Source organism: Parerythrobacter lutipelagi (assembly GCF_005434975.1).
In the GTDB taxonomy this organism is placed as follows: Bacteria; Pseudomonadota; Alphaproteobacteria; order Sphingomonadales; family Sphingomonadaceae; genus Parerythrobacter_A; species Parerythrobacter_A lutipelagi.
Genome location: NZ_SKCJ01000001.1, coordinates 1,099,829 through 1,124,216, shown reverse-complemented (window position 1 = coordinate 1,124,216; position 24,388 = coordinate 1,099,829). Strand labels below are relative to the sequence as shown.

Sequence of the window (24,388 nt, the reverse complement as noted above, 5' to 3'; positions counted from 1 at the left end):
CCTTCCCGGACGTTGATGCCAGAACGAGGGATCGCAAGGAACACCAGTGGAAGAACAGGCACTTGTCATAGCACTCGTTGGCGTGCTCGGAATCGGCGCGCAATGGGTTGCGTGGCGGACCGGTTGGCCGGCCATTGTGCTGATGCTGGCGGCGGGCTTTATCGCAGGGCCGGTCGGCCTCGATATCATGCATCCCGAAGAAGCCTTCGGCGACTTGCTCGAACCGATGGTCGCCATAGGCGTGGCACTGATCCTGTTCGAAGGCGGACTTAGCCTCGATTACCGGGAATTGCGCCATTCCGGCGAAGCCGTGTGGCGCGTCGCTACGATCGGCGTGGCTGTCGGCTGGGCGGCGGGCGCTGCGGCCGGCCATTACATTGCCGGCCTTGCCGTGCCGGTGGCGGTTCTGTTCGGCGGTATTCTGGTGGTTACCGGCCCGACCGTCGTGATCCCGCTCTTGCGCCAATCGTCGGTCCAGACGCGGCCGGCTTCGATCCTCAAGTGGGAAGCGATCGTCAACGATCCGACCGGCGCACTCTGCGCAGTCATTGCCTATGAGTATTTCCGCAAGGTCTCCGAAAATCCTGGCGCAAGCCTGTTCGAAGTCGTCCCGCCGATGATCATTGCGGCGATCCTTGCCGGCCTGATCGGCTACGCCGCCGCCCGCGCTATCGCCTGGAGCTTCCCGCGCGGGGCGATCCCAGAATTCCTGAAGGTTCCTGTCCTGCTGGTGACTGTTGTGGGCGTGTTCGTGCTGTCCAACAAGATCGAGCACGAAGCGGGGCTCGTCGCGGTCACTGTCATGGGTGTAGCGTTGGCGAACATGCATGTTTCCAGCCTGCGTTCGATCCATCCGTTCAAACAGAACATCGCAGTGCTGCTGGTGTCCGGCATCTTCATATTGCTGTCCGCTTCGCTCACGCTGGACGATCTGCAATATCTCGACCCGCGCAAAGAGCAGGGTTTCCGCATCATGCTGTTCCTGCTGGCGCTCCTGTTCGTCGTGCGCCCGGTCACCATACTGATCAGCCTGGCGTTCAGCTCCGTGCCGTGGAACGAGCGGCTGTTCCTCGCCTGGATCGCCCCGCGCGGTATCGTGCTGGTGGCGATTTCCGGCCTGTTCGCACTCCGGCTGAGCGATATCGGCTTTGCCGACGGCAATCTGCTGATCGGGCTCAGTTTTGCCGTCGTCGTGGTGACGATCGTCGCGCACGGCTTCACTATCGATCACGTCGCCCGCTGGCTGAAGGTAAAGGGCACCACCCGGCCCGGACTTCTCATCGTGGGGAGCACGCCGTGGACGATATCGCTGGCGAAGCAGATGGAAACGCTCAAGGTGCCGGTGACCATCGTCGATCAGAGCTGGCAAAGGCTGGCGTCTGCCCGGCGCGAGGGTCTGCCGACCTATCATGGCGAGATTCTCAACGAAGCGACCGAGCACAACCTCGACCTCGCCCCGTTCCAGACGCTGGTCGCCGCGACAGAGAACGAGGCGTACAATGCCCTCGTGTGCAACGAATTCGCTTACGAAATTGGCCGCGATTCGGTCTATCAGCTTGGCGAATCGACCGATGAAACCGATCGCTACGCGATGCCGCCGAGCCTGAGAGGGCGCGCCCTGTTCGAATCCGGCTTTGGCGTATCGGATGTCAACGAGCGGCAGGGCGAAGGCTGGATTTTCCGCAAGACACGCCTGTCGGACGAGTTCGACTTCGAAGATGCGCAGGAAGTGTTGCCCGATACGGCGCATATGCTGCTTGTTGTTCGTGAAAGCGGCCGCCTGCGGTTCTTCACGCACGCTGCCAGGCCGGAGCCGCGGCCAGGCGACACAATCGTGTCTTTCACTCCGCCCAAAGCCACTTCTGCCGAAGAGCGCGCTGCCAAACGCGCTGGCACCAAACAGAACCCCCAGACGACATGATCAAACGAGGACCTACAATGTTTCGATCCGCGACAGCGGCGCTTCTCTGCCTATCCCTGATGGCCTGCAGCGAACGCGCGCCCGAACCGGACCCGCAGCCGACGGAAGAGCCGACCGGCGTGCCCGAAGCTGAGCCGACCAACTCGATCTTCGATCCCGAAGCGAGTGTGGAGGCAACCGAAGAAGCGTTGGAGCCATTGGTCGAAACGATATCCTTCGCCAAAGGAGGGGACGAACTGGATGCCGCCGCCACGGCGATTCTGAAGCGCGTCCTCTCGTCGGACCAGCTCGCGGAAGGCGGGGCAGTCATCGTTCGCGGGCACAGCGGTGCGGGCGGAAGCAATGCAATCAACGACCGGGTTTCACGCGAACGCGGAGAAGCCGTTCGGGACTATCTCGTGGCCAATGGCGTTGCAGAAAACCGGATCAAGGTGATTGCCTTTGGGGCACAGAACCCGATCGAACCGAATGCCAATCCGGACGGCACCCCCAATGAAAAGGGCCGTGAGGCCAATCGCCGGGTGGAACTGACGGTGTTGTTGCCTGTCACGCCGCCCAAAGCAGCTGAAACGCCGCAAGCTGCTGCAACGCCTCCCGCCTAGCTTTCGGAAATTGGTGCTGCCATGCCACAAAATGTTGACTAGGCCGCCCTTCTGGTGGCAAGCGCGCTGGCCTGAGCGGGCGGGTATAGCTTAGTGGTAAAGCCCTAGCCTTCCAAGCTAGTTATGCGGGTTCGATTCCCGCTACCCGCTCCACCTTTCCTGCTTAATCCTCCCACCAGTATTTGCGGCGCATCGTGTTGCCGCTCTCGATCTCGTTCATTGTCGAGGCTTCATAGAGCCGGCCGCCAAGCATCACGTGATCGATTTTATCGCTGTTGCGGATATCGAGCGCTGGATCGGCGTCGAGCACGATCAGGTCGGCCAGCTTGCCAGTTTCCAGGCTGCCGATATCTGTGTACATGCCCAGCGATTGCGCGGCAACGATAGTGCCGGCGCGCAATGCTTCGACCGGACTCATCCCGCCGCGCACGAAACTCCACAGCTCCCAATGGGCGGCAATCCCGGGCTGTTGACCATGCGCACCGATAGAGACTTTGACCCCTGCATCGGCCAGCTTCTTCGCTTCGCGCGCGGCGTTGTCGTCGACGAACGCCCATTCGGGCGCTTTCGTGCGCCGCGCCGTCTGTGCCAGCAGGATCTTCGGCGGCGTATGCGCTAGCAGAGGATTGTCGAACACGTCGGTTGCCTGCCGCCAGTATGGATCACCGGCAAGGCCGCCATAGGTCACGGTCAGTGTGGGCGTATAATTGCTTTGCGACTGGCTGAAGAACTGCACCACATCCTGGTAGAAGACATCCAGCGGGACATTGTGCTCGACCGTCGAATTGCCATCCGCGACGAGGTTCATATCCATCCCGAAGAGCGATCCGCCCTCGGCCACGACCAGCATATTCTCTTCGCGCGCGGCTTGCGCGACCATCTGGCGTTGCTCGCGCCGCGGCTGGTTGTAGTTCTTGACCGAGTGGCCGCCCTGCGCCTTGATCCGGCGAACATGGGCGAGCGCATCTTCGTAGGAATTGATCTCGGCGTATACGCTTGGGCTTTTGGCACCGTAGATGATCTCTCCGGTCGAGAAGAGCCGGGGGGATAGCAGGGTTCCGCTGCGCTGCCGTTCCGCAGCGGCGAAAACCTGGCTCGCGCTGGACGAGGGATCATGCATGGTCGTCGTGCCCATCGCCAGTTGCTGGACAAGCGACCAGTTCTGCTGCGGCACGACATCGCTTGTGCCATACGGACCATGCGCGTGGGCATCGACCAGACCGGGCATGATGAACTTGCCGCTGGCATCGATCGTCTTCGCTCCCGCTGGAACCCTCAGCCGCATTTCCGGTCCGCCGACAGCGGTGATCCGGTCGCCTTCGATGACAATGGTGCCATTCTCGATCCGGCCGGCGCCGTCGCCCGCCATGGTCAGGATCGTAGCGCCGCTGATCACCACACTGCCCGATGGCTTGGCGGCACGCTGCGACATCGCGAGTGAAAGGCCCTGAGCAGGCGGAGTGAAACTGTTTTCCTGGTCAGGCGAATTCGGGAACAACGCTCCGGTGGAGACTGTGTAGAGCGTCGGTCCGATACTCCAGTGCAGGCTGTCTCCATCCTTCGACCAGCCGATATAGTCCGCTCCGCCTTTGCTTGCACGGGTTACGGGCAATGCGCTCGAGCCTTTGTCGACTGAGATTTCAGCTCCGCCGGGCAGCAACGGCATGGCAAAGGCTTCGTAGTTCTGGCGGAAAGCGATGAATTTGCCATTGGGCGCTACACGGTAATCGTTGACCAGTTCGCCGCTCGCATGGGTGCGTTTCGCTTCGCCGTTCAAATCGGTGGAAACGAGCTTCAACCCGTCGCCGCCTTCGAGCATGAAGATGCGGTCGTTGCTGGCTGCGAATTGCGGCGATCCGCCGCCGCGCTGGACCAGCTCGGGCGTGCCGCCGCTGGCTGCGACGCGGTAGACGCCCGGGTTTTCCGAGTAATCGGGCGAGGTCAGATAGCCGCCGGAGCCCTTTTCGAACACGATGGTTTTCCCATCGGGCGAAAATTGCGGGTTGCGATAGTGACCCGGCAGGCTGGTGACGACAGAAGTATTGCCGCCGCGTGCGCCGGTGGTGACGATCTGACCCAGCCCCTCGTCGGTCCAGCGGACATAGGCAATCCGGCTGCTGTCGCGCGACCATGCCGGGAAGGCTTCGATGCCATCGCCTGATGTCAGCCGCCGTGCGCTTCCGCCTGTGGCCGGCTTTACATAAAGCTTGCCCAGCGTTTCAAACACCACGCTGCGCCCGTCGGGAGAGACACTGGCGAATTTCGGGATGCTGGTGGTGAAGCTGTCGGGCGCCACTTCGATCACCGGGTGCGGCGCGTCAGCCACACCGCGTGTATCGTTCACCCGGAACGGGATTTCGCGCGAAGCTCCGCTGGCGACATCGACCCGATAGAGCTTGCCGCCCGCCCAGAAAACGATCTCGCGGCTGTCGGGCGTCCAGTCGATATTGGGATAAACCCCGGTAACCGCCCAGGTTTCCTGCACATCCATATCGAGCGAGCCGTAAATCATCCGCTCTCTGCCGCTGGCGAAATCCTTCACCCAAAGCTGCGACTGATCCTTGTCGCGGCGGACGAACGCGATGCTCTTGCCATCGGGCGAAGGGGCCGGGCGTACCGCGCCGCCATAGCCGCCGACCGCTTCCGTGATCTCCCCCGTCTGGACGTCGTAGCGGTCGATCTGGAAGATGCCCGCGTTGGAATCCTGCGCATATTCGAAGATTGGTCCGCCGGTGTTGTTGCGCGTGTAGTAAATCGCGCTGCCGTCGGGCGCGTAAACCGGTTCGCCCAGTTCTTTCTGGTGGTTCTCATTCGGGCGTTTGACCAGCTTGACCCCTCCGCCGCCGGAGACGTGATAGAGCCACACTTCGCCCGTGCCGAGCGAGCGCCCGGTGGTGAAATGCTTCTTCGCGGCAATGAACCGCCCGTCCGGGCTCCAGGTAGGCTGGTTGAGCAGGCGGAAGCTTTCCTTGGTCAGCTGCTGCTTGTTCGCCCCATCGGCATCCATCAGCCAGATATTGTCGCCGCCCGCGCGGTCGGAGGTAAAGGCGATGCGGCTGCCATCGGGCGAGAATCGCGGATGGACTTCCCAGGCCAGCCCTTCGGCAATCCGTGTCGGGGTGCCGCCGGCGATCGGCATGGTGTAGATGTCACCCAGCAAGGAGAACGCAAGGAGCCGGCCATCGGGGCTGACATCGACATCCATCCAGCTGCCTTCGTCGGTGTCGATCGCAATCTGCCGGATTGTCGCACCCTTCGGCGCATTCACATCCCATTTGGCGTCCGCCTCGTCATTGCCCGCTGTGCCATCGGCTCCGCCCGGTCCCGGATCGGGCAAACCGTCGGTCTGCTGATCGGGATTACGGGCTTCGTTTTCCGGCGCTTCGGTCTCTTCCACCGGCGGCCCGTCGCCATCTTGGGCGTAGGCAGCGGGCGCGAGAAACAGGACGGCCAGAACCGAAGCGACGGTGAATTTCATGATGCACTCCCAAGGTGAATTGGCGATGTTGTAAGCAGCCTGTGCGCCCGCGTCCATCGCCGCTTGCGGGGGTTGAGTCGCGACCAGTTTGCCACCGCTCTTCGCACTTGCACAAAAATCGCAAGCCAAACGGGTCGATCTCGTGTAGGGAGGCCCGGTAAGCCGCATTGTGCGGTCCCTTTTCCCTGCCCGCAGGCAGGCACCAGACATTGCGAGACTCATGAATTTTCCCGAATTGCCGCCAGTCCTCGGCGAAGCACTGGCCGAACGCGGCTATGATAACCCAACCGAAGTCCAGTCCTCTGTGATTGCGCCGAATGCAGCCGGGCGCGACCTGATCGTTTCCGCTCAGACAGGCTCGGGCAAGACCGTGGCATTCGGTCTTGCGATGGCTGAACAATTGCTCGCTGCGGATGGCAAAGTGCCGTTCGGGGTCGCTCCGCTTGCGCTCATAATTGCGCCGACGCGCGAGCTGGCGTTGCAGGTCAGCAGGGAATTGATCTGGCTCTACGGCAAGGCCGGTGCCCGGGTCGCGACCTGCGTTGGCGGGATGGACGCATCGAAAGAACGCCGCAATCTGCGCGGAGGAGCGCAGATCGTTGTCGGCACCCCCGGCCGCTTGCGCGATCACCTCGAACGCGGGGCGCTCGACCTTTCAGCGCTCAAAGTGGCGGTGCTCGACGAAGCGGACGAAATGCTCGACATGGGCTTCCGGGAAGACCTGGAAGAGATTCTCGACGCCACGCCCGACGGCCGCCGGACTTTGCTGTTCTCTGCCACGATTCCCAAGCCGATAATTGCGCTGGCGAAGCGTTACCAGCAAGACGCGCTGCGGATTTCCACGGTCGGCGACACGCGCGGGCACGGGGACATTACCTATCAGGCGGTCACAATCGCGCCGTCGGAAATCGAGAATGCGGTGGTCAATCTGCTGCGGTTTCACGAAGCGGACACTGCAATGTTGTTCTGCGCAACACGCGATGCGGTGCGCCGTCTGCATGCCACATTGCAGGAACGCGGCTTTGCAGTCGTTGCCCTGTCCGGCGAGCATTCGCAGTCCGAACGCAATCAGGCGATGCAGGCGCTGCGCGATCGCCGGGCGCGGGTTTGCGTCGCCACCGATGTCGCTGCACGCGGGATCGACCTGCCTTCGCTCAGCCTTGTGATCCACGTCGAAGTGCCGCGCGATGCAGAGGCATTGCAGCACCGCTCAGGCCGCACCGGGCGTGCCGGTAAGAAAGGCACAGCGGTCATCCTTGTGCCGTTCCCGCGCCGCCGCCGGGTCGAATCCATGCTGCGCGGTGCAAACATTCAGGCGCAGTGGGTCGATGCCCCGACGCCGAAGGATATCCGGACACAGGATCGCGCGCGCTTGCTTGAAACCATGCTTGCCCCGGTGGAGATCGAGGACGAGGATCGTCAGCTTGCCAAGACGCTGATGGAAGAAAAAACTCCGGAAGATATCGCTGCGATGCTGGTGCAGGCACACCGCGCGAAAATGCCGCAGCCTGAAGAGCTGATGGACAACACGCCGGAAGCACGCAAGGCTGCACAGCAGGACCGGCACCGCCCGGGCTTCGAGGATACCGTCTGGTTCCGCATGGATATCGGCCGTCGCCACAATGCCGATCCGCGCTGGATCCTGCCGCTCATTTGCCGCCGGGGTCACGTGACCCGCAATGAAATCGGCGCGATTCGCATCGGCGGGGAAGAGACCTTTTTTCAGGTCCCGAGCGCGATTGCCGCCAAAGTCGAAGACGCAATAGGCCGCACCGCGGCATCGGATGATCAGGATCGTCCCGTGACTATCGAACGCTCTGCCGAAGGGCCGCGGGTGCAGGCGCGCGAAAACCGCAAACCCGGCGGTCGCAAGCCGTTCCACGGCAAGCCGTTCAAGGGCAAGCCGCGCGGACCTGGCGGACCTGGCGGAGCTGGCGGGCCAGAGCGGGGCGGCGATCGCAAGCCGTTCAAGCCGAAAGGTGACAAGGCCGGCGGCAAACCGTTCAAGTCCAAGCACCGCAAGGGCGCGCCGAAAAAGCCCGACTAGGCCCGGGCTTCAGGCAACTTCCCGCCAACCGCCATATTGTCGATCAGCCGCGTGCCTCCGATGCGCGCGGCGACCAGCAGGCGCATCGGCCGTTCAATGCGCTGTTCGAGGGGTTGCAGGCTCATCGCATCGGCGAGATCGGCATAATCGACGGTGTCGAACCCCGCGCCGAGCAGTTCATCCTCCAGCGCGGCGAGCGAACGGGTGATGTCCTGTCCGTCTTCGATCCGGGCGATGGCTTCTTTCATCGCCAGCGGCAGCGTTCCTGCGGCCTCGCGCAGTTCGGGAGTAAGGTAGCGATTGCGGCTCGACATGGCGAGCCCGTCCGCCTCGCGCACCGTCGCGATGCCGTGGATCGCACTGACATGCGGAAAAGTCAGATCGAGATCACGCGCCATGGTGCGGATGACCGCCAGCTGCTGCCAGTCTTTCTCGCCAAAGCAAGCGATATCGGGGCGCACCTGATTGAACAGCTTGCACACGACAGTGGCGACACCATCGAAATGGCCGGGCCGGGCGGCGCCGCAAAACCCCGAACTTACCCCCTCGACCGAGATCGAGCTGGCGAAGCCTTGCGGATACATGACACTGGCCGTCGGCGCCCACAGCAAGTCCACCCCTTCGGCCTCCAGCATGGCTGAATCTTCGGCCAGCTGACGGGGATAGGAATCGAGATCCTCGCCTTCGCCGAACTGAGTCGGGTTGACGAAAATCGATACCGCAACGTGATCCGCCAATTTGCCGGCTTCGCGCACAAGCGTCAGATGCCCCTCGTGCAGCGCGCCCATGGTGGGCACCAGCGCTAGTGTTTCACCACTCTGGCGCAGGCTGGTGACGGTTTTTCTCAACATGTCGAGGGTGGAGACGGTTTGCACGAAATTCGGCCCTCCGGTAGGTATCAGGCAGGGCGCAGATAGACATGGGCCCGCCACACATTCAAGCCACAGAAAGGCCCGCGCCCGTGAACCAACCCCGCCCGCACCGGATTACTTTCGCCAATGAGAAGGGCGGCACGGGCAAATCGACCACCGCTGTGCATGTTGCTGTCGCGCTGGCCTACAATGGTGCGAAAGTCGCTGCGCTCGACCTCGATCCGCGGCAGCGCACCATGCACCGCTATTTCGAGAACCGCACCGAGACCATAAGCCGGCGCGGGATCGATCTGCCCGGAGCAAGCTGTGAAGTGTTTCGCGGTGACAGCATCTCCGCGCTCGATGAAGAGATCGAGCGCATGGGCGAAGGCGCCGATTTCCTGATCCTCGACACGCCTGGCCGTGATGACCAGTTCGCCCGCCACGTAGCCACCGGAGCGGACACGCTGGTCACTCCGCTCAACGACAGCTTTGTCGATTTCGATCTGATCGGCCAGGTCGATGCAGAGACTTTCAAAGTCCGGCGTCTCAGCTTCTACGCCGAACTGATCTGGGAAACGCGCAAGACCCGCGCGATGCAGCAGCGCAAGGAAATCGACTGGGTGGTGGTGCGTAACCGCTCAGGTCATGTCGAAGCGCGCAACCAGCAGCGGATCGAGAAAGCGCTCGGGGAACTGAGCAAGCGCGCCGGCTTCCGGGTGGTGAAGGGGCTGAGCGAACGCGTGATCTATCGCGAACTGTTCCCCAGCGGTTTGACGCTGCTCGACAAGGGGCATCTGGGCGAACTCGGCACAAGCCATCTGGTCGCGCGGCAGGAAATGCGCTCGCTGCTCGCCGGATTGCATCTGAAAATGCCGGAAAAACGCAATGCGCCGCAGCTCGAGCTGGCCTGACCGATGCTGAAGATCGCGCTCATTCTGGTGGGACTTTCAGTGCTCTGCCGCTGGGCGCTGGGCAAATGGCCGTGGGAATATCTCAAGGCCCCTTCGACCCGCAGCCAGGCCGTGTTCCGCGCGCGCAAATTGCTCGCAGTCCAAGAGCGTGCCAGCCGCAATGAAATAATCGCTGCGCACAAGCGGCTCGTCGCCATGGTCCATCCGGACAAGGGCGGAAGCGACGCACAGGTGCACGAGGCGAATGCCGCGCGCGACCTGTTGCTCGACGAATTGCCCGATGATGGAGCGCTGCCACAATGAGCCACATGTTCGATCCAACCGTCCTGCGCGAATATGACATTCGCGGCATCATCGGTGAAACGCTCGGCCCGGACGATGCGCGCGCCATCGGGCGCAGCTTCGCCACGCTGCTGCGCCAGGCGGGCGGCAAAACCGTGGCGGTCGGCTATGACGGGCGGGTCAGTTCCCCGATGCTCGAGCATGCTCTGGTGGAAGGGCTCACGGCCAGTGGCTGCGATGTCGTGCGGATCGGGATGAGCGCAACCCCGATGCTGTACTATGCAGAAGCCTCAACTGAACAGGTGGACGGCGGCATTCAGATAACTGGCAGCCACAATCCCGCCAATTACAATGGCTTCAAAATGGTATTTCAGGGGCGCCCGTTTTTCGGCGAGGATATCCAGACGATCGGGCGGCTCTCCGCCGCCGGTGACTGGCTCGACGGGACGGGCGAAGTCACCAGCCGCGAGATCATGGACGAGTATATCGACCGGCTTCTCGCTCCGCTGCGTGAAATCGACCCGGATCACCTGGCCGGCCTCAGGGTTGGCTGGGATGCGGGCAACGGAGCTGCCGGGCCTGCACTCGAAAAACTCGCCGCGCTGCTCCCGGGGGAGCACCACTTGCTGTTCACTGAAGTCGACGGCAATTTTCCCAATCATCATCCCGATCCCACTGTCGAAGCCAATCTGGCTGACCTGAAAACCCTCGTCGCGGAAAAGAACCTCGACTTCGGTGTGGCTTTCGACGGCGACGGCGATCGGATCGGTGCGATCGACGGCGAAGGCCGGGTAATCTGGGGGGATCAACTACTGATGATTTACGCTGAAGACCTCCTCGCAAGACTACCTAATGCGACGGTTATCGCCGACGTGAAGGCCAGCCGCGCGCTGTTCGATCATGTTGCGTCGCACGGCGGAAAGCCGATCATGTGGAAGACCGGCCACTCGCTGATAAAGTCCAAAATGAAGGAAACTGGCAGCCCGCTGGCCGGCGAGATGAGCGGCCATGTGTTTTTCGCCGATGAATATTACGGCTTCGACGACGCGCTCTACGCCGGTGTGCGTCTGATTGCCGCCGCCGCCCGGCTGGGAAAATCGGTCACCGAGCTCCGTAGCGCGATGCCGGCGATGATCAACACGCCGGAAATGCGGTTCCAGGTCGATGAAAACCGCAAGTTCGCTGCGATTGCCGAAGTCGCCGCGCGCATTGCGGCGAGCGATGCAGTGGCCGACACTACCGACGGAGTGCGCGTTACCACCGATGACGGCTGGTGGTTGCTCCGCGCGTCGAACACACAGGACGTGCTGGTGGCCCGCGCGGAAAGTGACAGCGAGGACGGGCTGGCACGGTTGATGGCGCAGATCGACGAACAGCTGGCCCTCAGCGGGCTGGAGCGCGGCGAGAACGCAGCGCACTGAATCCCGTAATTTCTGATTAAAGTTAAGTCATTTGACTCTTCGTCTCTGATTTCAGAGAGTTTGCCCGCCTGATTCAAACAAAGGGGGGCGATAATGGACAAGAAATTTTCACCTGCAGACTTTTTCACATTCGAAAAGATGGTCGCACCGGTTGTGCTCAAGGTCGTGTACTATATCGGCCTGCTCGGGATCCTCGGCTATCTGCTGGTCTCGCTCGCCGGGGCCTTTGAAGTGCTCGACTACAGCGCATCGACGGCGCTCGGCATGATAGTGCTGGCACTCTTCAGCGCGGTGTTCGGGGCGTTGTTCTGGCGTATCCTGATCGAGGTCTACATGGTGCTGTTCTCGATCAACGACCGGCTTGGCGAAGTTCGCGACCGGATGAAGAAGGACGATTGACTCCGATCAGCAGGATCGATCCATTCAAGGGCCGCCGGTCGCAAAACCGGCGGCCTTTTTGCTTGCCCGCAACCGCAATTTCGCTTGTCGCCCAAATCGCGTTACGGCAAATGGCGGGCAAGGAGTTTTTGCCATGAAATTGACGTTTGCCGTCCTCGCACCAATTGCCTTTCTGGCCGGGACTGCTCAGGCCGCCCATGCGCAGGAGATCGAAGGCCGGGCCGAAACAGTACATGATGCCGAATCTGAAGATTTCGACGGCGCGGCTCTTGAAGAGGCTATGGCCGGTTTCGGGGCGCTGTTCGAAGTGGAGCCGCTGACGCCGGAGCAGGAAGCGCGACTCCCGCTCGCCAAAGCGGTCATCGCCAAGATGCTGCCGGACGGCGCGATGGCAGAAATGATGAACTCGATGTTCGACGGCTGGATGGAGCCGCTGATGGCGCTGGATACCGGCGCAAAGGCGGTGGTCGCCGACAATCTCGGCCTTTCGACCGACGATCTCGCACTGACAGATCAACAGGCCGACGAGATCGCCGGGCTTCTCGATCCCCAATGGCGTGAACGCAAGCGGATCGAGACCGACCTGTTTCCAGCCATGATGGCGACGATCATGACCGCAATCGAGCCGGCGATGCGGCAGGCGATGGCGGAAGTTTACGCGATCCATCTGACCGACCAAGAGCTGCAGGACGTATCGGCTTTCTTCGATACCGAGTCGGGTGCATCGTTCGCGCGCAAGTCCTTCACCATGGGAAGCGACAAGCGGATCATGGCGGCGAGCATGCAGGCGATGCCAGCGATGATGGAGCCGATTGCGAATATGGAGCAGCAGATAAAGGATGCGACAGCAGCCTTGGCTCCGGTGCGCGAATTTTCCGACCTCAGGGCGCAGGAACGCGCCCGAATTGCCGAGCTGACCGGCTACAGCGAAGAAGATCTCGATTATTACACCAGCGATGAGTGGGCGGCAGAAGCTGTCGCCGATGCCGCAGGCGCAGTCGCCGAAGCGGCTGAACATGCCGTCGAGGCAGTCGAAGAGCAAATGGAAACCGCACAATAGTCTGGCCGGCAGAGCTGCTGCGCTTTCCTACTCGAGAACTATCTGCTTCGCTGCGCGTATGACACAACGCGTTGCTCTGTCTGATATTCGTCCGAAAAGGTGCTGTCGGGCAGGTCTGTTTTCAACGCCTGGACTGTGTTCCATGTGTTCCACTTGTTCAGGCTTTCGAGGCGACAAGTGAACAGCAAGCCCCTCCCCGACGAGATCGAATCGTGGTTCGCTGGGCGCGACTGGCGCATCCGGTCGCACCAGCGCGAAATGTTCGAAGCCGACCGGGCGGGGCAGCATGCGCTATTGGTCGCCGATACCGGCGCGGGCAAGACGCTGGCGGGGTTCCTGCCGACGCTGGCGGACTTCTGCCCGTCCGGCTTTGGCGCGGACGGCCCGCCCGAAGGCCTGCACACGCTCTATGTCTCGCCATTGAAGGCACTGGCGCATGATGTGCAGCGCAATTTGCTGACCCCGGTGGAGGAAATGGGCCTCCCGCTGCGGATCGAAACGCGCAGCGGCGATACGCCGTCCGACCGCAAGCGCCGCCAGCGGAGCAAGCCGCCGCATGTTCTGCTGACGACGCCTGAAAGCCTGTCGCTGTTGTTGAGCTATCCGGACAGCTTCGAGTTGTTCGCCTCGCTCAAGCGTATCGTGATTGACGAAGTGCACGCCTTCGCGACGGGCAAACGGGGCGATCTGCTGGCGCTGTCATTGGCGCGATTGCAGGGCCTTGCGCCGTGCCTCAAACGTAGCGCGCTCAGCGCCACAGTCGCCAGTCCGGAGGCGTTTCGCCAATGGCTCGCACCGTGGGGCGATCTCGATGCAATCACGCTGGTCAATGGCGAGAAGGGGGCCGAGCCCGAACTCGAAATCCTGCTCCCTGACGAAGAGCGCGTGCCATGGGGCGGTCACGCGGCGACCTGGGCTATCCCGCAGCTGATGGCTTTGATCCGCAGCAACGAGACGACGATCATCTTCACCAACACGCGGTTTCTGGCCGAGTACACCTTTCAGAACCTGTGGGACGTAAACGAAGACAATCTGGCGATTGGCATTCATCACGGAAGCCTGAGCAAGGAGGCGCGCCGCAAGGTCGAAGGCGCGATGGCGCGCGGTGAACTGCGCGCACTGGTGGCGACCGCCAGCCTGGATCTCGGGGTCGACTGGGGCGATGTGGATTGTGTGGTGCAGATGGGCGCGCCGAAAGGGTCAAGCCGCCTGCTGCAGCGCATCGGCCGCGCCAACCACCGGCTCGACACGGCTTCGCGCGCGGTGCTGGTACCGGGCAACCGGTTCGAGTTCCTCGAAGCCACCGCAGCGAAGGATGCGGTGGAGGAGGGCCAGCGCGATGGCGAGGATTTCCGCGATGGCGGGCTCGATGTACTGGCGCAGCACGTGATGGCCTGCGCCTGCGCCGGGCCGTTTGGCGAGGACGAACTGCTGGCTGAAGTTCGCTCTTCGCTGAGCTATGCTTGGGTCGATCAGGCGGTCTGGCAGCGGGTGTTGAGTTTCGTCGCGACCGGCGGATACGCTCTCAAGGCGTATGACAAGTTTCGCCGCATCGTGCGTGACAAGGCGGGCAACTGGCGGCTGACGCATCCCGAACTGGCAGCGAAGCACCGGCTCAATGCCGGTATCATCATCGACAGCGAGATGCTGACTGTCCGGTTCAAGAATGGCCGCAAACTGGGCAGGGTGGAGGAGCGCTTCGCCGCGCAGCTTTCACCGGGCGATACCTTTGCCTTCGCGGGGATGACCGTGGAGGTCGAGCAGCTCAAAGATATGGACGTGGTCGTGCGCGCCTCGGCCAAGGCTGCGATGATCCCGTCCTATGGCGGCGCGCGGATGCCGCTGACCACGCATCTGGCGGAACGGGTGCGCGCCATGCTGGATGATCGTGCCGGCTGGGGCCGTTTCCCCGACGATGTACGCGAATGGCTGGAAGTGCAGGACTGGCGCTCGCAGATGCCGAAGCCGGGCAGTTTGCTGGTCGAGAGCTTCCCGCATGCGAAGCGCCACTACACGGTCTATTACACGTTCGAAGGGTGGAATGCGAACCAGAGCCTGGGCATGCTCATCACCCGCCGGATGCATGATCGGGGGCTGATGCCGGGCGGGTTCGTTGCCAATGACTATTCGCTCGCCGTGTGGGGGCTGAAACCGGTGAGCGACCCCGCGCCGCTGCTTTCGCCAGACATTCTGAGCGAGGAGTTCATCGACTGGGTGCAGGATTCGCATCTGCTGCGGCGCGCATTCCGGGAGGTTGCCGTGATCGGCGGACTGGTCGAGCGGCAACATCCCGGCAAGCGCAAGACGGGCAAGCAGGTGACCTTCTCGACCGACCTGATCTACGATGTGCTGCGCAAGCACGAGCCGGACCACGTTCTGCTCGAAGCGGCCTGGGCGGACGCACGCACGCGGATGACCGACGTCGGACGGTTGGCCGATGTGCTCGAGCGTTCCGCCGAGCAGCTGGTCCATGTCGAGCTGGAACGGGTGAGTCCGCTGGCTGTGCCGGTGATGGTGATGATCGGGCGCGAGAGCGTGCCGCAAGGCGCGGTTGATGATGAACTGTTGCTGGAAGCGGAAAGCCTGGCGGACGCGGCCATGCGGGTCGAGCTGAGAGACTAGCGCAGCATTGCTTCCGCGCGCTTGCAATCTTGCATTTCGGTCCAGTCCGATGGCTGCATCGAGTACTCTGGCGGAGGAGGAGCGGACGGGACCGGCAAGGGCGGCATCAGCGCGAGCGCAGGCAGAGCGGAACCAGCCCCGCGGCCGAAGCTCGCGTGCTCTTCGAGCCCGCCGAAGCAGAAGTTCACGCGGGTCAGCCCCGATTGCGCGAGAATGGCAAGAACGCGCAACGAGGCTTCGAAGCCGGCATCGGGGTGCGGCTCGAAAACAATATGGGGCTGCCGGGATCCATTGCGCGCCGCGTTCGCAAAATCGACGACTTGGCGCAACGTCACATGTTTGCCCTGCCATATTGGCTGGCCATCTTCTTCGACGCCAACGGCAATCGCCTCGATCGCGGGCAATGGTTCGGTGCCTTCATTAGGCGCCGAGGGGACCGGCAGGTCGATAAGCAAGGCGTGAGTCCGGAGAGGGTAGGAGCCCAGCAATGCGAGTGCGGCAGAGACCAGCCAGATAGCGGCAACAGGGCCGTAGAACGGCTGTGACAGGGGCTGCCCATGATCAAATTCGCCGCCTACGCTGCGCCCGAGCGGGCGCTTAGGCTCCGGCATCGAATTGGCGGTATTTTTCGTTTCCGACGAAGCCGAAGTTGGTCGCGCCGCTCGCCTTGATTGTTCTCAGAGTCCGCACGGCGAGTGCGTAGCTCGCGTTGGCTTCGGGTTCGAACTGAAGCTCCGGTTCGGTTGGAAGATACAGAGTTGCCGACAAGAGCGAGCTCAGTTGCGCCTCGTCGACAGCGGTTCCATTCCACAATATGCGATCGGTGCTGTCGATGACGATCTTGTTCTGAACGCGATCAGGTTTTGGCAGGGGGTCGCAATCCGCTCCGCAGGGCACAGGCAGATCGACGTCGATCGAATGGGTCGCGACCGGGATGGTGATGATGAACATGACCAGAAGGACCAGCATGACATCGATCAGCGGCGTGGTGTTGAGCTCGCCCATGGGTTCGCCGGTGAGTGCCGAATTGGTCAATGCCATGCTGAAGACCTTTCTGTGATGTGACATCATAACATACAGAATATCAGGCAATGGCAAGGGATTTCGCGTTTCTCGCTGCAACCGAAAGCCAATCACGCTGGCGCGGCTGCGTTCCGTGTCGGGAGCAAGGCCAGATGTTTCAGCCCTGGAGGCAGGCAACAAAAAAGGGGGCGGATCGCTCCGCCCCCTTTCTGGATCACGTATCGTCTGGCTAGAGGTTACTCTTTGCCAAACTGGCGATACTTCTCGTTCCCGACGAAGCCGAACTTGGTAACGCCGGTGCCCTTGATGACCTGGAGAACCTGCAACGAGAGTTCGTAGCTGGCCTGCGGCTCTGGCTCGAACTGAAGCTCGGGCTCCGGCTCGATCGTCTTGGTGATGTTTAGGTTCCGGACCAGCTCTTCCGGGCTGATGGCGGTGCCATTCCAGAAGATCTCATCCTGCTGGCTCAACACGATCTTGTTCTGGATCGGGTCGATCTGATCCGGCGGCGGGTTCGATGTATCCGGAATCGGAAGATCGATATTCACCGCGTGGGTCGCCACCGGGATGGTGATGATGAACATGATGAGAAGAACGAGCATGACGTCGATCAACGGCGTCGTGTTCATCTCCATCATCGGCTGTCCGTCGTCCTTGCCGCCTGACATTGCCATGGTGGTTTACTCCTGAATTTCTTTCTAGCCGCTCAGATCAACCGTTTGGATCGACCGGATTGGAAATGAAGCCGACCGTCGGATAGCCAGCAAGCTGAACGTTGAAGATCGTCCCGGCAACGCAGCGCCATGGGGCATTCACGTCCGCACGAATATGCACCTGCGGTATCTTGTCCGGATCCTCTGCAATCGCTTCCGGGCCGCCCGCGCGACGCACGATGCCGTCAAGCCGCTCGAATGCCTTGTCGAACAATTCCTGCGAATCGACCGGCGTCACATTGTTGAAGAACACCCGGCATTCCCCTTCGCGGCTTGCACCAACAAAGGCTGTGTCGACGTTGCTCGGTGATCGGCCTTCCGAATCGGTCGTTGTAACGGTGAGAAGGAGGTTCTCGACCTTATCTTCCGACTCGATAGTCTCCATGATCGGAACCTTGAGGTCCTCGATCGTCTTGATCGCGACGGGGACTGCGATGAGGAAGATGATCAGCAGCACCAGCATCACGTCCACCAGCGGGGTGGTGTTGATGTCTGACATCGGCGTTTCACCGCCGCCGTCGCCTCCCGAGGAAATCGCCATGACTTACATCCTATCCTAAGTGGTATTCGATCGGTTCAATTGCGGGCGGCCCGTTGGCGAGCCGCCCGTAATCAAGTGCGATCAGACCTTCTTGGTCGGCGTAGCTGCGGTGCCGGCCGGCTTGGTTGCCGGTGCCGTCTTCGCTGCTTTGCCAGCCTGCTGGGTCGAAGGCTTGGTCATGATGGCCGGCTTGACGGTGCCGCCCGAGTTGATGTTCGCCAGCAGGTCGGTCGAGAAGCCGCTGAGCATGGCAGAGATGCGCTTGTTGCGGCTCTGCAGCCAGTTGTAGGCGAGAACGGCCGGAACCGCGACGAGCAGACCAATGGCGGTCATGATCAGTGCTTCACCAACCGGACCGGCGACCTTGTCGATCGAGGCCGAACCGGCGAGGCCGATGTTGATCAGTGCGCGATAGATCCCGATAACCGTACCGAGCAGCCCGATGAACGGTGCGGTTGCACCGGTCGATGCGAGGAACGGCAGACCACCGGCAAGCTTGGCGTTGATCGCCGCTTCCGAGCGGTTCAGCGAACCGTGCATCCAGTCGTGAGCTTCCAGGCTGTCGGTCATCTTGCCGTGCTCGTCTTCTGCTTTGAGAGCATCGTCGACCAGTTGGCGCCATGCGCTGTTCTTTTCGAGTTTGCCGGCACCTTCACGCAAGGAATTGGCGCGCCAGAAACCGCTGCGCACGTCCTTGTACTGGCGGAAAATCTTGGCCTGCTCGAGGTATTTGGTGATCAGGATATAGAATGATCCAACCGACATGATAACCAGCACGCCGAAGATCGACCATGCGATCACGCCGCCCTGGTTCATGGCTTCCCAGAAGCCGAACTGGTTCTGCGGGGTTTCCGCACCTGCTGCAAGAAGTTCAAAAATCATCGCGAAAGTCCTCTCAAAAGGTATGTCCAAATTGCGCGACCGGCACCCCGTGCCGGTCGCTTAACAGTAAGTTATTCCGGAATCTGCCACCGGACGGTGTTGCTGTACGAGCCGGTTGTCGCTCGGCCCTCACCATCGGTTGCCGCATTGAAGCGTGCGCGGCGCTGGATCAGGCTGCACGACGCATCCTTCAGATCCTGCGGTGCACTGCCGCCCGTCACCGAACAGCCAGACACACGCCCGTCAGAACCCACGGAAAGGTTGAAAGAGACCGTCCCGGCGTAGTCGCGGCGAATCCACGAGCTGCGATAATCCGAGTTGGTGATCCATCCACCGGGGTTGTTCTTCGGCGTGGCCGGTTTCGGCTGGATCCGTGGTTTCGGCTCCGGACACGCAGTACCCTGGCGAACAGTCGTTCCATCGGGACAACGCGTCACAGCAGGGCCGCACTGCGCAGTAACCGCAACGGTGCTACCGTCGGGGCATTGCTTGGTGGTCGGCTGACGCTGAACCTCCGTGTTATCACGAATCTGGGTGTCCGAACGCTGCGTTGGCGCGTCTTGCCGCACATTGATCTGCGGCGGAGGCACGAAGGGCGGTGGCACCGTCTCCGGCACTTCCTCCGGCGGGGGCGGCGGCTCTTCCTCAGGGGGCGGCGGTTCGTCAATATCGACCGTCGTCACGCGCTCGACCACACTTTGGACCGCCGAATAGGCGAGGCCGGTGATCAGGACGTAACCGATACCGATATGGATCAGCGCCACGATGATGATCGCGATAATCTTGTTACCGCTCATCTCTTGGTCAGCGTAGGCCATTCAGTCGCATCACTCCATCGTCATACGCCGGACCAGGTCCAGCAGTTAGCTCAATACAAGGCCGATGGCCCTGCCAGAGAGTCGTCCCATTTGTCTACCCAGTCAGTGTGCCTGAAAAGCGCGGGCGGAAAATGACCCGCCGGACCCAACAGGCCTCCATCAAGGCCTCGGGAGGTTTTGGCTTTACACCTGTCCTCCTCTTGGCGGACCCTTACCTATCATACCCACCCCAAGCAAACGCTTTGTAAGTAAATGACAGATTCACACTTGGGTTCCGCCGGACGACATCGGAAATTCGTTCCGCGTTCAGAAATGCCCGGCTATGGCCGAAACATGAAGCACACCAGATATCTCTCGCTCGTGATTTTGCTGGCTCTATCCGTGGCGGGATTTCCTGCCGTCGCACAGGATGAAAACAGTGCTGTACCAGAGACCTATGCCGATCTGGTCGACCTGATCGACAGGTCGGCTCTGGTCGTGCGGGCGGAGGTCAAGAAGCAGGCGGAGCTCAAGCCCGAGCGCGCTCCGGGAGTGCCGTCAGATCAGGCGCGACTGTACATCGAGGCGGAGACCAAGACCTTGCTTTCCGGCACAAGTGCAGTGGGCGAATCCTTGCGTTATCTGTTGGACGTTCCGCGCGATTCGCGCGGCAAGGTCGCGAAATACAAAAAGCGTGAAGTGCTCCTTTTCGCACGGGCTGTGCCCTCCCGACCGGGCGAGATTCAATTGATCACACCCGATGCCCAATTGCTGTGGAGCGATTCGCTGGACAGCCGGATTCGGGCCATCCTGCGCGAAACTGTCAGCGCAGATGCGCCGCCGCATATCGAGGGAGTGAGAGACGTTTTGTCGGTTGCCGGGACCTTGTCCGGCGAATCGGAAACCCAGCTGTTCCTCGGGACCGATGGTGACGGACCGGTCTCCATCTCGATCGTCCGCCGCCCGGGGCAAAGCCCGGTCTGGGGTGTCTCGTGGAGCGAAATCGTCGATCAGTCTGCACGCCCGCCCCGGCGGGACACGCTCGAATGGTATCGCCTCGCCTGCTTCCTGCCAGCGGCGCTGCCGCCGGGTGCAATTCTCTCGGACGACCCTGCGGACCGCAGGCGTGCAGAACAGGATTACCGGTTCGTGCTCGACCAGCTTGGCCAGTGCACGCGCAATCGCAGCTAGCGGCGCGACAAGACAAACTGGTTCCCATGCCACGGCCCGCCAAGCTATCGCGGTGTGCCTATGCTGATCTCAAAAAACCCACGCCGTTCGACGGGCGGAACCTCGCTTCGCCATGACTGAGCCGCTGCGAATCGCCATCGCCGGGCTGGGCACGGTGGGCGCTGGCGTTGTCCGCCTGATGACAGAGAATGGCCCTGTATTGACCGAGCGTGCCGGCCGGCCGATCCAGATCGTTGCGGTGAGCGCGCGCGACCGGTCGGTCGATCGCGGGGTCGATCTGAGCGCCTACGCGTGGGAAGATGACATGACCGCAATGGCGGCGCGTGACGATGTCGACGTGGTGGTCGAACTGGTTGGCGGTGCCGACGGCCCGGCGCTCACTCTCGCACGCGGTTCGCTTGCTTCGGGCAAGGGGTTCGTCACTGCGAACAAAGCCATGATCGCACACCATGGACTCGAACTTGCTGCTGCCGCCGAGAATGCCGGTTCGGCGTTGAAATTCGAAGCTGCCGTCGCTGGCGGAATACCGGTCGTCAAAGGACTGCGAGAGGGTGTGGCGGCCAACCGTATCGAGACGGTTTACGGCGTGCTCAACGGCACCGCCAACTATATCCTTTCAGCAATGGAATCGAACGGAGCGGACTTCGCTGTAACGCTCGGCGAAGCGCAGCGACTGGGTTATGCCGAGGCCGACCCGACTTTCGATATCGAAGGTATCGATGCCGCGCACAAGCTCGCGATCCTTGCCAGCATCGCATTTGGATCGAAGCTCGATTTCGCTTCGGTCGCCTGTGAAGGGATTTCGCGGGTGCGCGCCGCCGACATCAGGCATGCCGATTCGCTCGGCTATGTTGTTCGGCTGGTGGGCAGCGCCGAGATCGACCGTGCAGGCGAAGAGCCCGCGCTTCTCCAGCAGGTGCGGCCTTGCCTTGTGCCGAAGAGCCACCCGCTCGCGCATGTCACCGGCCCGACCAATGCCGTCGTCGCTCAAGGGAATTTCTCCGGCCGCTTGCTCTTTCAGGGGGCAGGCGCCGGCGACGGGCCAACGGCCAGCGCGGTGGTCGCCGATCTGATCGACATCGCGCGCGGCGATGCAGGCGCGCCGTTCTCTGTTCCGGCCGCTTCGCTGGTTGCACTGCCGGTCGCCGATGCCGGACATCACACCGGGCAGACGTACCTGCGCTTTTCCGTGGCTGACCGGCCCGGCGTGCTCGCTGAAATCACCGCAGCGATGCGCGATGCCGACGTTTCGATCGAAAGCCTGATCCAGCATGGCCGGGCCAATGACGGCGGCGAGGTCCTGGTCGCGCTGGTAACGCATGATGGCCCGCAGCGGTGCGTTACAAAAGCGGTCGCGCTGCTGGCCGATTCGGCAAGCCTGACCGCGCCGCCTCTGGTGATGCAGATAATCGAAGACTAGCCTGCGCTGCCGGCCTCTCCATCCTGCATGACAGCAGGAGCAGGTGGCAGGCCAAGCTGGCGCTCGTCAAACCGTTCGCGCTCTTCTCTTGCAGCGTCCTCGTCACCAAGCGGCGTCAGGCCCAGTGCGACCCGTTCGGCATCCGATCCTGCCGGCGCTTCGGGCAGCGCGGCGACATCGACCATTATCGCAGGCGGGGTCGGGCAGGGGTTGAAGATAAAGCCGCACAGGCCGCTGACAGTCGGCGGACCGGTGAATATTCCGCACTGCGGGCCGCATGGATCCGGTGTCTGCGGATTGCCCTTGTTCATGGTTTCGCGGGCATATCGGTCTTCGGCCAATTCGGCATTGCCCGAGTAGAAGAACTCGGAGCTTTGCGGATCTTCGGCGCATACGATGATCTCTCCCCGCGCCTGCCCCTGCGCGACAAGCGCCTCGCATTGATCGCGCCTGACCTGTTCTTCAGGCGTGAGCACCGGCACAAGGATATCGATCGTGTCGTTTCCGACACCGCTGTCCTGCGCTGAGACGGGGTCGGCGCGGCTTGCGCCGACAGCAAGCAGTGCCAACAAAGTCCCGGACAAAGGTCTGCCAAGGCTCCTCATTCCGGCTCCAACTCGCCGCCCGGTTCATCGCCATCACCCGCATCGGGCCCGGCAGTGTCCCTTGGTGCCAGGCCTTGCCCGACCCGTTCTGCATCGGAGCCTGCCGGGGTCTCGGGAAGAGCCGAGAAATCGATGATATAGGCGGGAGGCGGCGGATCGCCGAACTTGGGGCACAAAGTCAGCAGGCTTGGAACACAGGGCGGGGCAGAAAAGTCCGGGGCCCTGATCTCGCGCGACAAATGCGATTCGTCACCGCGATCCAGGCTGGAGCCGATCCGATACTGGTCCGGGTCATTGGGTGCGTCAGCGCAAACCACGATTTCGTCACCTTCCTGCGGCTCGCATTGCTCCTCGGGACCGGGCGGGCCGTATGCGTTGCTCGCATTGGTGAAGACTTCGTCGGCGGTCGTCGCGCGTTGCGCAGTGCCTCGCCCATCCTCTGCCAGCACGGGAAAGGCAATCGTGACGAGCGGCGCACAAACTACCAGCAGGCTTCTCGACAACGCCGCACTCCACGATTAAGCGCCCACCTGTCTGAAGCGCAGACGAGCGCCAAACTCGCCCCGGGGACTGAATTCACCATGAACACTGCCAAAGTATCGCCCAGCCAGGTTCTCGATCGGGTCCTTGTGCTCGAAATGGTCCGCGTGACCGAAGCGGCCGCAATTGCCGCGTCCAGACTCATCGGGCGCGGTGACGAAAAAGCTGCCGACGCCGCCGCTGTCGAAGCGATGCGCAAGGCATTCGACGAACTTTACATGGACGGCACTGTGGTGATCGGTGAAGGCGAGCGTGACGAAGCGCCGATGCTTTACATCGGAGAGAAAGTCGGCGGTGCGCCGGGCAAAGGGCCCAAGATCGATATTGCGCTCGATCCGCTTGAGGGCACGACAATCACTGCCAAGGCTGGTCCCAACGCGTTGGCTGTGCTGGCAGCGGCGGAAGAAGGTTGTCTCCTGAACGCGCCCGACACCTATATGGACAAGATTGCCGTCGGCCCCGGCTACCCGCCCGATGTGATCAGCCTGGAAAAAAGCGTCGAAGAGAATGTTCGCGCCGTGGCGCAGGCCAAAGGCGTCGAGCCATCGGAGATCATTGTTTGCGTGCTGGACCGGCCGCGCCATGCGGAAATTATTGCGCAACTACGCGCGCTGGGCTGCGGAGTGGTGCTGATCGGGGATGGCGATGTGGCGGGGGTCATCGCGACAAGCGATCCCGACACGACGATCGACCTGTATATCGGGCAGGGCGGCGCGCCGGAAGGCGTGCTTGCGGCGGCAGCGCTGCGCTGTGTCGGCGGCCAGTTCAACGGGCGGCTGGTGTTCCGCAACGATGACGAGAAAGCACGGGCGCGCCGCCTCGGGATCGAAGACTTCGACCGTATCTACAAACTTGAAGACCTTGCTCGCGGCGATTGCATTTTTGCCGCAACCGGGGTCACATCCGGTTCGCTCCTAGACGGTGTCAAACGGCTCCGCGGCGGCAAGATGACGACGCAGAGTGTGGTCATGCGGGCCAGTTCGGGCACGATCCGCTGGATCACCGGCGAGCACCGGGACTGAGGGGCGGAACCCCGACTTCCTCGAAAGGCTGGAAAACAACAGCAGCGCTCTGTTGCA

Annotated in this window: 22 protein-coding genes and 1 tRNA gene; 13 read left to right on the top strand and 10 right to left on the bottom strand. The window is 62.1% G+C overall.

Annotated features, from left to right (window positions below; genetic code table 11):
• Positions 1–46 precede the first annotated feature (46 nt).
• The 3 genes from E0502_RS05620 to E0502_RS05610 all read left to right on the top strand — a co-directional run bounded on the left by E0502_RS05620 (position 47) and on the right by E0502_RS05610 (position 2,676).
• Positions 47–1,921, top strand: a complete 1,875-nt coding sequence (locus E0502_RS05620; RefSeq protein ID WP_137676931.1) for a cation:proton antiporter — start codon at positions 47–49, stop codon at positions 1,919–1,921.
• A gap of 59 nt (positions 1,922–1,980) precedes the next feature.
• Entirely contained in the window at positions 1,981–2,523 is a 543-nt protein-coding gene (locus E0502_RS05615; protein ID WP_161593708.1) for an OmpA family protein, read from the top strand.
• Positions 2,524–2,602: 79 nt separating this feature from the next.
• Positions 2,603–2,676, top strand: a tRNA-Gly gene (locus E0502_RS05610).
• 10 nt (positions 2,677–2,686) lie between these two features.
• Here the strand turns inward: E0502_RS05610 and E0502_RS05605 are convergent.
• Complete coding sequence (locus E0502_RS05605) at positions 2,687–6,001, bottom strand: amidohydrolase family protein (protein WP_137676929.1); 3,315 nt, start codon at positions 5,999–6,001, stop codon at positions 2,687–2,689.
• A 220-nt stretch (positions 6,002–6,221) separates the two neighbouring features.
• On the opposite strand from E0502_RS05605, the gene E0502_RS05600 reads away from it, so the two are divergent.
• Positions 6,222–8,048, top strand: a complete 1,827-nt coding sequence (locus E0502_RS05600; protein WP_137676928.1) for a DEAD/DEAH box helicase — start codon at positions 6,222–6,224, stop codon at positions 8,046–8,048.
• Here the strand turns inward: E0502_RS05600 and panC are convergent.
• Positions 8,045–8,923 (bottom strand): pantoate--beta-alanine ligase, encoded by an 879-nt coding sequence (panC, locus tag E0502_RS05595; RefSeq protein ID WP_137676927.1) that lies wholly within the window; start codon positions 8,921–8,923, stop codon positions 8,045–8,047. The two genes, E0502_RS05600 and panC, sit on opposite strands and share 4 nt — an antisense overlap.
• A 44-nt stretch (positions 8,924–8,967) precedes the next feature.
• On the opposite strand from panC, the gene E0502_RS05590 reads away from it, so the two are divergent.
• The 6 genes from E0502_RS05590 to E0502_RS05565 all read left to right on the top strand — a co-directional run bounded on the left by E0502_RS05590 (position 8,968) and on the right by E0502_RS05565 (position 15,597).
• Positions 8,968–9,813, top strand: coding sequence for a division plane positioning ATPase MipZ (locus E0502_RS05590; protein ID WP_137676926.1), 846 nt, complete (start codon positions 8,968–8,970; stop codon positions 9,811–9,813).
• Between the two features lie 3 nt (positions 9,814–9,816).
• Positions 9,817–10,116: a J domain-containing protein gene (locus tag E0502_RS05585; protein WP_137676925.1), complete on the top strand. Its 300-nt coding sequence runs from the start codon at positions 9,817–9,819 to the stop codon at positions 10,114–10,116.
• Entirely contained in the window at positions 10,113–11,516 is a 1,404-nt protein-coding gene (pgmG, locus tag E0502_RS05580; protein ID WP_137676924.1) for a phosphoglucomutase/phosphomannomutase PgmG, read from the top strand. Before E0502_RS05585 ends, pgmG begins: the two co-directional genes overlap by 4 nt.
• Before the next feature lie 93 nt (positions 11,517–11,609).
• Complete coding sequence (locus E0502_RS05575; protein ID WP_137676923.1) at positions 11,610–11,915, top strand: DUF4282 domain-containing protein; 306 nt, start codon at positions 11,610–11,612, stop codon at positions 11,913–11,915.
• Between the two features lie 133 nt (positions 11,916–12,048).
• Entirely contained in the window at positions 12,049–12,975 is a 927-nt protein-coding gene (locus E0502_RS05570) for a DUF2059 domain-containing protein (protein ID WP_137676922.1), read from the top strand.
• A gap of 177 nt (positions 12,976–13,152) precedes the next feature.
• Positions 13,153–15,597, top strand: a complete 2,445-nt coding sequence (locus E0502_RS05565; RefSeq protein WP_137676921.1) for a ligase-associated DNA damage response DEXH box helicase — start codon at positions 13,153–13,155, stop codon at positions 15,595–15,597.
• Here E0502_RS05565 and E0502_RS05560 read toward each other — a convergent pair.
• From E0502_RS05560 to E0502_RS05535, 6 genes are all read right to left on the bottom strand, one after another.
• Positions 15,594–16,208 (bottom strand): ExbD/TolR family protein, encoded by a 615-nt coding sequence (locus E0502_RS05560; RefSeq protein ID WP_137676920.1) that lies wholly within the window; start codon positions 16,206–16,208, stop codon positions 15,594–15,596. The two genes, E0502_RS05565 and E0502_RS05560, sit on opposite strands and share 4 nt — an antisense overlap.
• Positions 16,195–16,638, bottom strand: coding sequence for an ExbD/TolR family protein (locus tag E0502_RS05555; protein ID WP_137677550.1), 444 nt, complete (start codon positions 16,636–16,638; stop codon positions 16,195–16,197). Before E0502_RS05555 ends, E0502_RS05560 begins: the two co-directional genes overlap by 14 nt.
• Before the next feature lie 218 nt (positions 16,639–16,856).
• The gene (locus tag E0502_RS05550; RefSeq protein ID WP_137676919.1) at positions 16,857–17,294 is read right to left on the bottom strand and encodes an ExbD/TolR family protein; all 438 of its coding nucleotides are present in this window, start codon (positions 17,292–17,294) and stop codon (positions 16,857–16,859) included.
• 37 nt (positions 17,295–17,331) lie between these two features.
• Complete coding sequence (locus E0502_RS05545) at positions 17,332–17,874, bottom strand: ExbD/TolR family protein (RefSeq protein WP_192895924.1); 543 nt, start codon at positions 17,872–17,874, stop codon at positions 17,332–17,334.
• 81 nt (positions 17,875–17,955) lie between these two features.
• A complete protein-coding gene (locus tag E0502_RS05540; RefSeq protein WP_137676918.1) occupies positions 17,956–18,756 on the bottom strand; it encodes a MotA/TolQ/ExbB proton channel family protein in 801 nt (266 codons plus the stop codon).
• Between the two features lie 71 nt (positions 18,757–18,827).
• Positions 18,828–19,574, bottom strand: coding sequence for an energy transducer TonB (locus tag E0502_RS05535; protein WP_192895923.1), 747 nt, complete (start codon positions 19,572–19,574; stop codon positions 18,828–18,830).
• Between the two features lie 333 nt (positions 19,575–19,907).
• Here E0502_RS05535 and E0502_RS05530 point away from each other — a divergent pair, with 333 nt between their 5' ends.
• Together E0502_RS05530 and E0502_RS05525 are read left to right on the top strand one after the other, a co-directional pair.
• Positions 19,908–20,744: a hypothetical protein gene (locus E0502_RS05530; protein ID WP_137676917.1), complete on the top strand. Its 837-nt coding sequence runs from the start codon at positions 19,908–19,910 to the stop codon at positions 20,742–20,744.
• A gap of 112 nt (positions 20,745–20,856) precedes the next feature.
• On the top strand, positions 20,857–22,164 hold the full coding sequence (locus tag E0502_RS05525) for a homoserine dehydrogenase (protein WP_137676916.1): 1,308 nt from the start codon (positions 20,857–20,859) through the stop codon (positions 22,162–22,164).
• On the opposite strand, the gene E0502_RS05520 is transcribed toward E0502_RS05525, so the two are convergent.
• Positions 22,161–22,733, bottom strand: a complete 573-nt coding sequence (locus E0502_RS05520) for a hypothetical protein (RefSeq protein ID WP_137676915.1) — start codon at positions 22,731–22,733, stop codon at positions 22,161–22,163. The two genes, E0502_RS05525 and E0502_RS05520, sit on opposite strands and share 4 nt — an antisense overlap.
• 32 nt (positions 22,734–22,765) lie before the next feature.
• Positions 22,766–23,272, bottom strand: coding sequence for a hypothetical protein (locus tag E0502_RS05515; protein WP_137676914.1), 507 nt, complete (start codon positions 23,270–23,272; stop codon positions 22,766–22,768).
• A gap of 78 nt (positions 23,273–23,350) precedes the next feature.
• Between E0502_RS05515 and glpX the strand changes: the two genes are divergently transcribed.
• Complete coding sequence (glpX, locus tag E0502_RS05510) at positions 23,351–24,331, top strand: class II fructose-bisphosphatase (RefSeq protein ID WP_137676913.1); 981 nt, start codon at positions 23,351–23,353, stop codon at positions 24,329–24,331.
• Positions 24,332–24,388 lie beyond the last annotated feature (57 nt).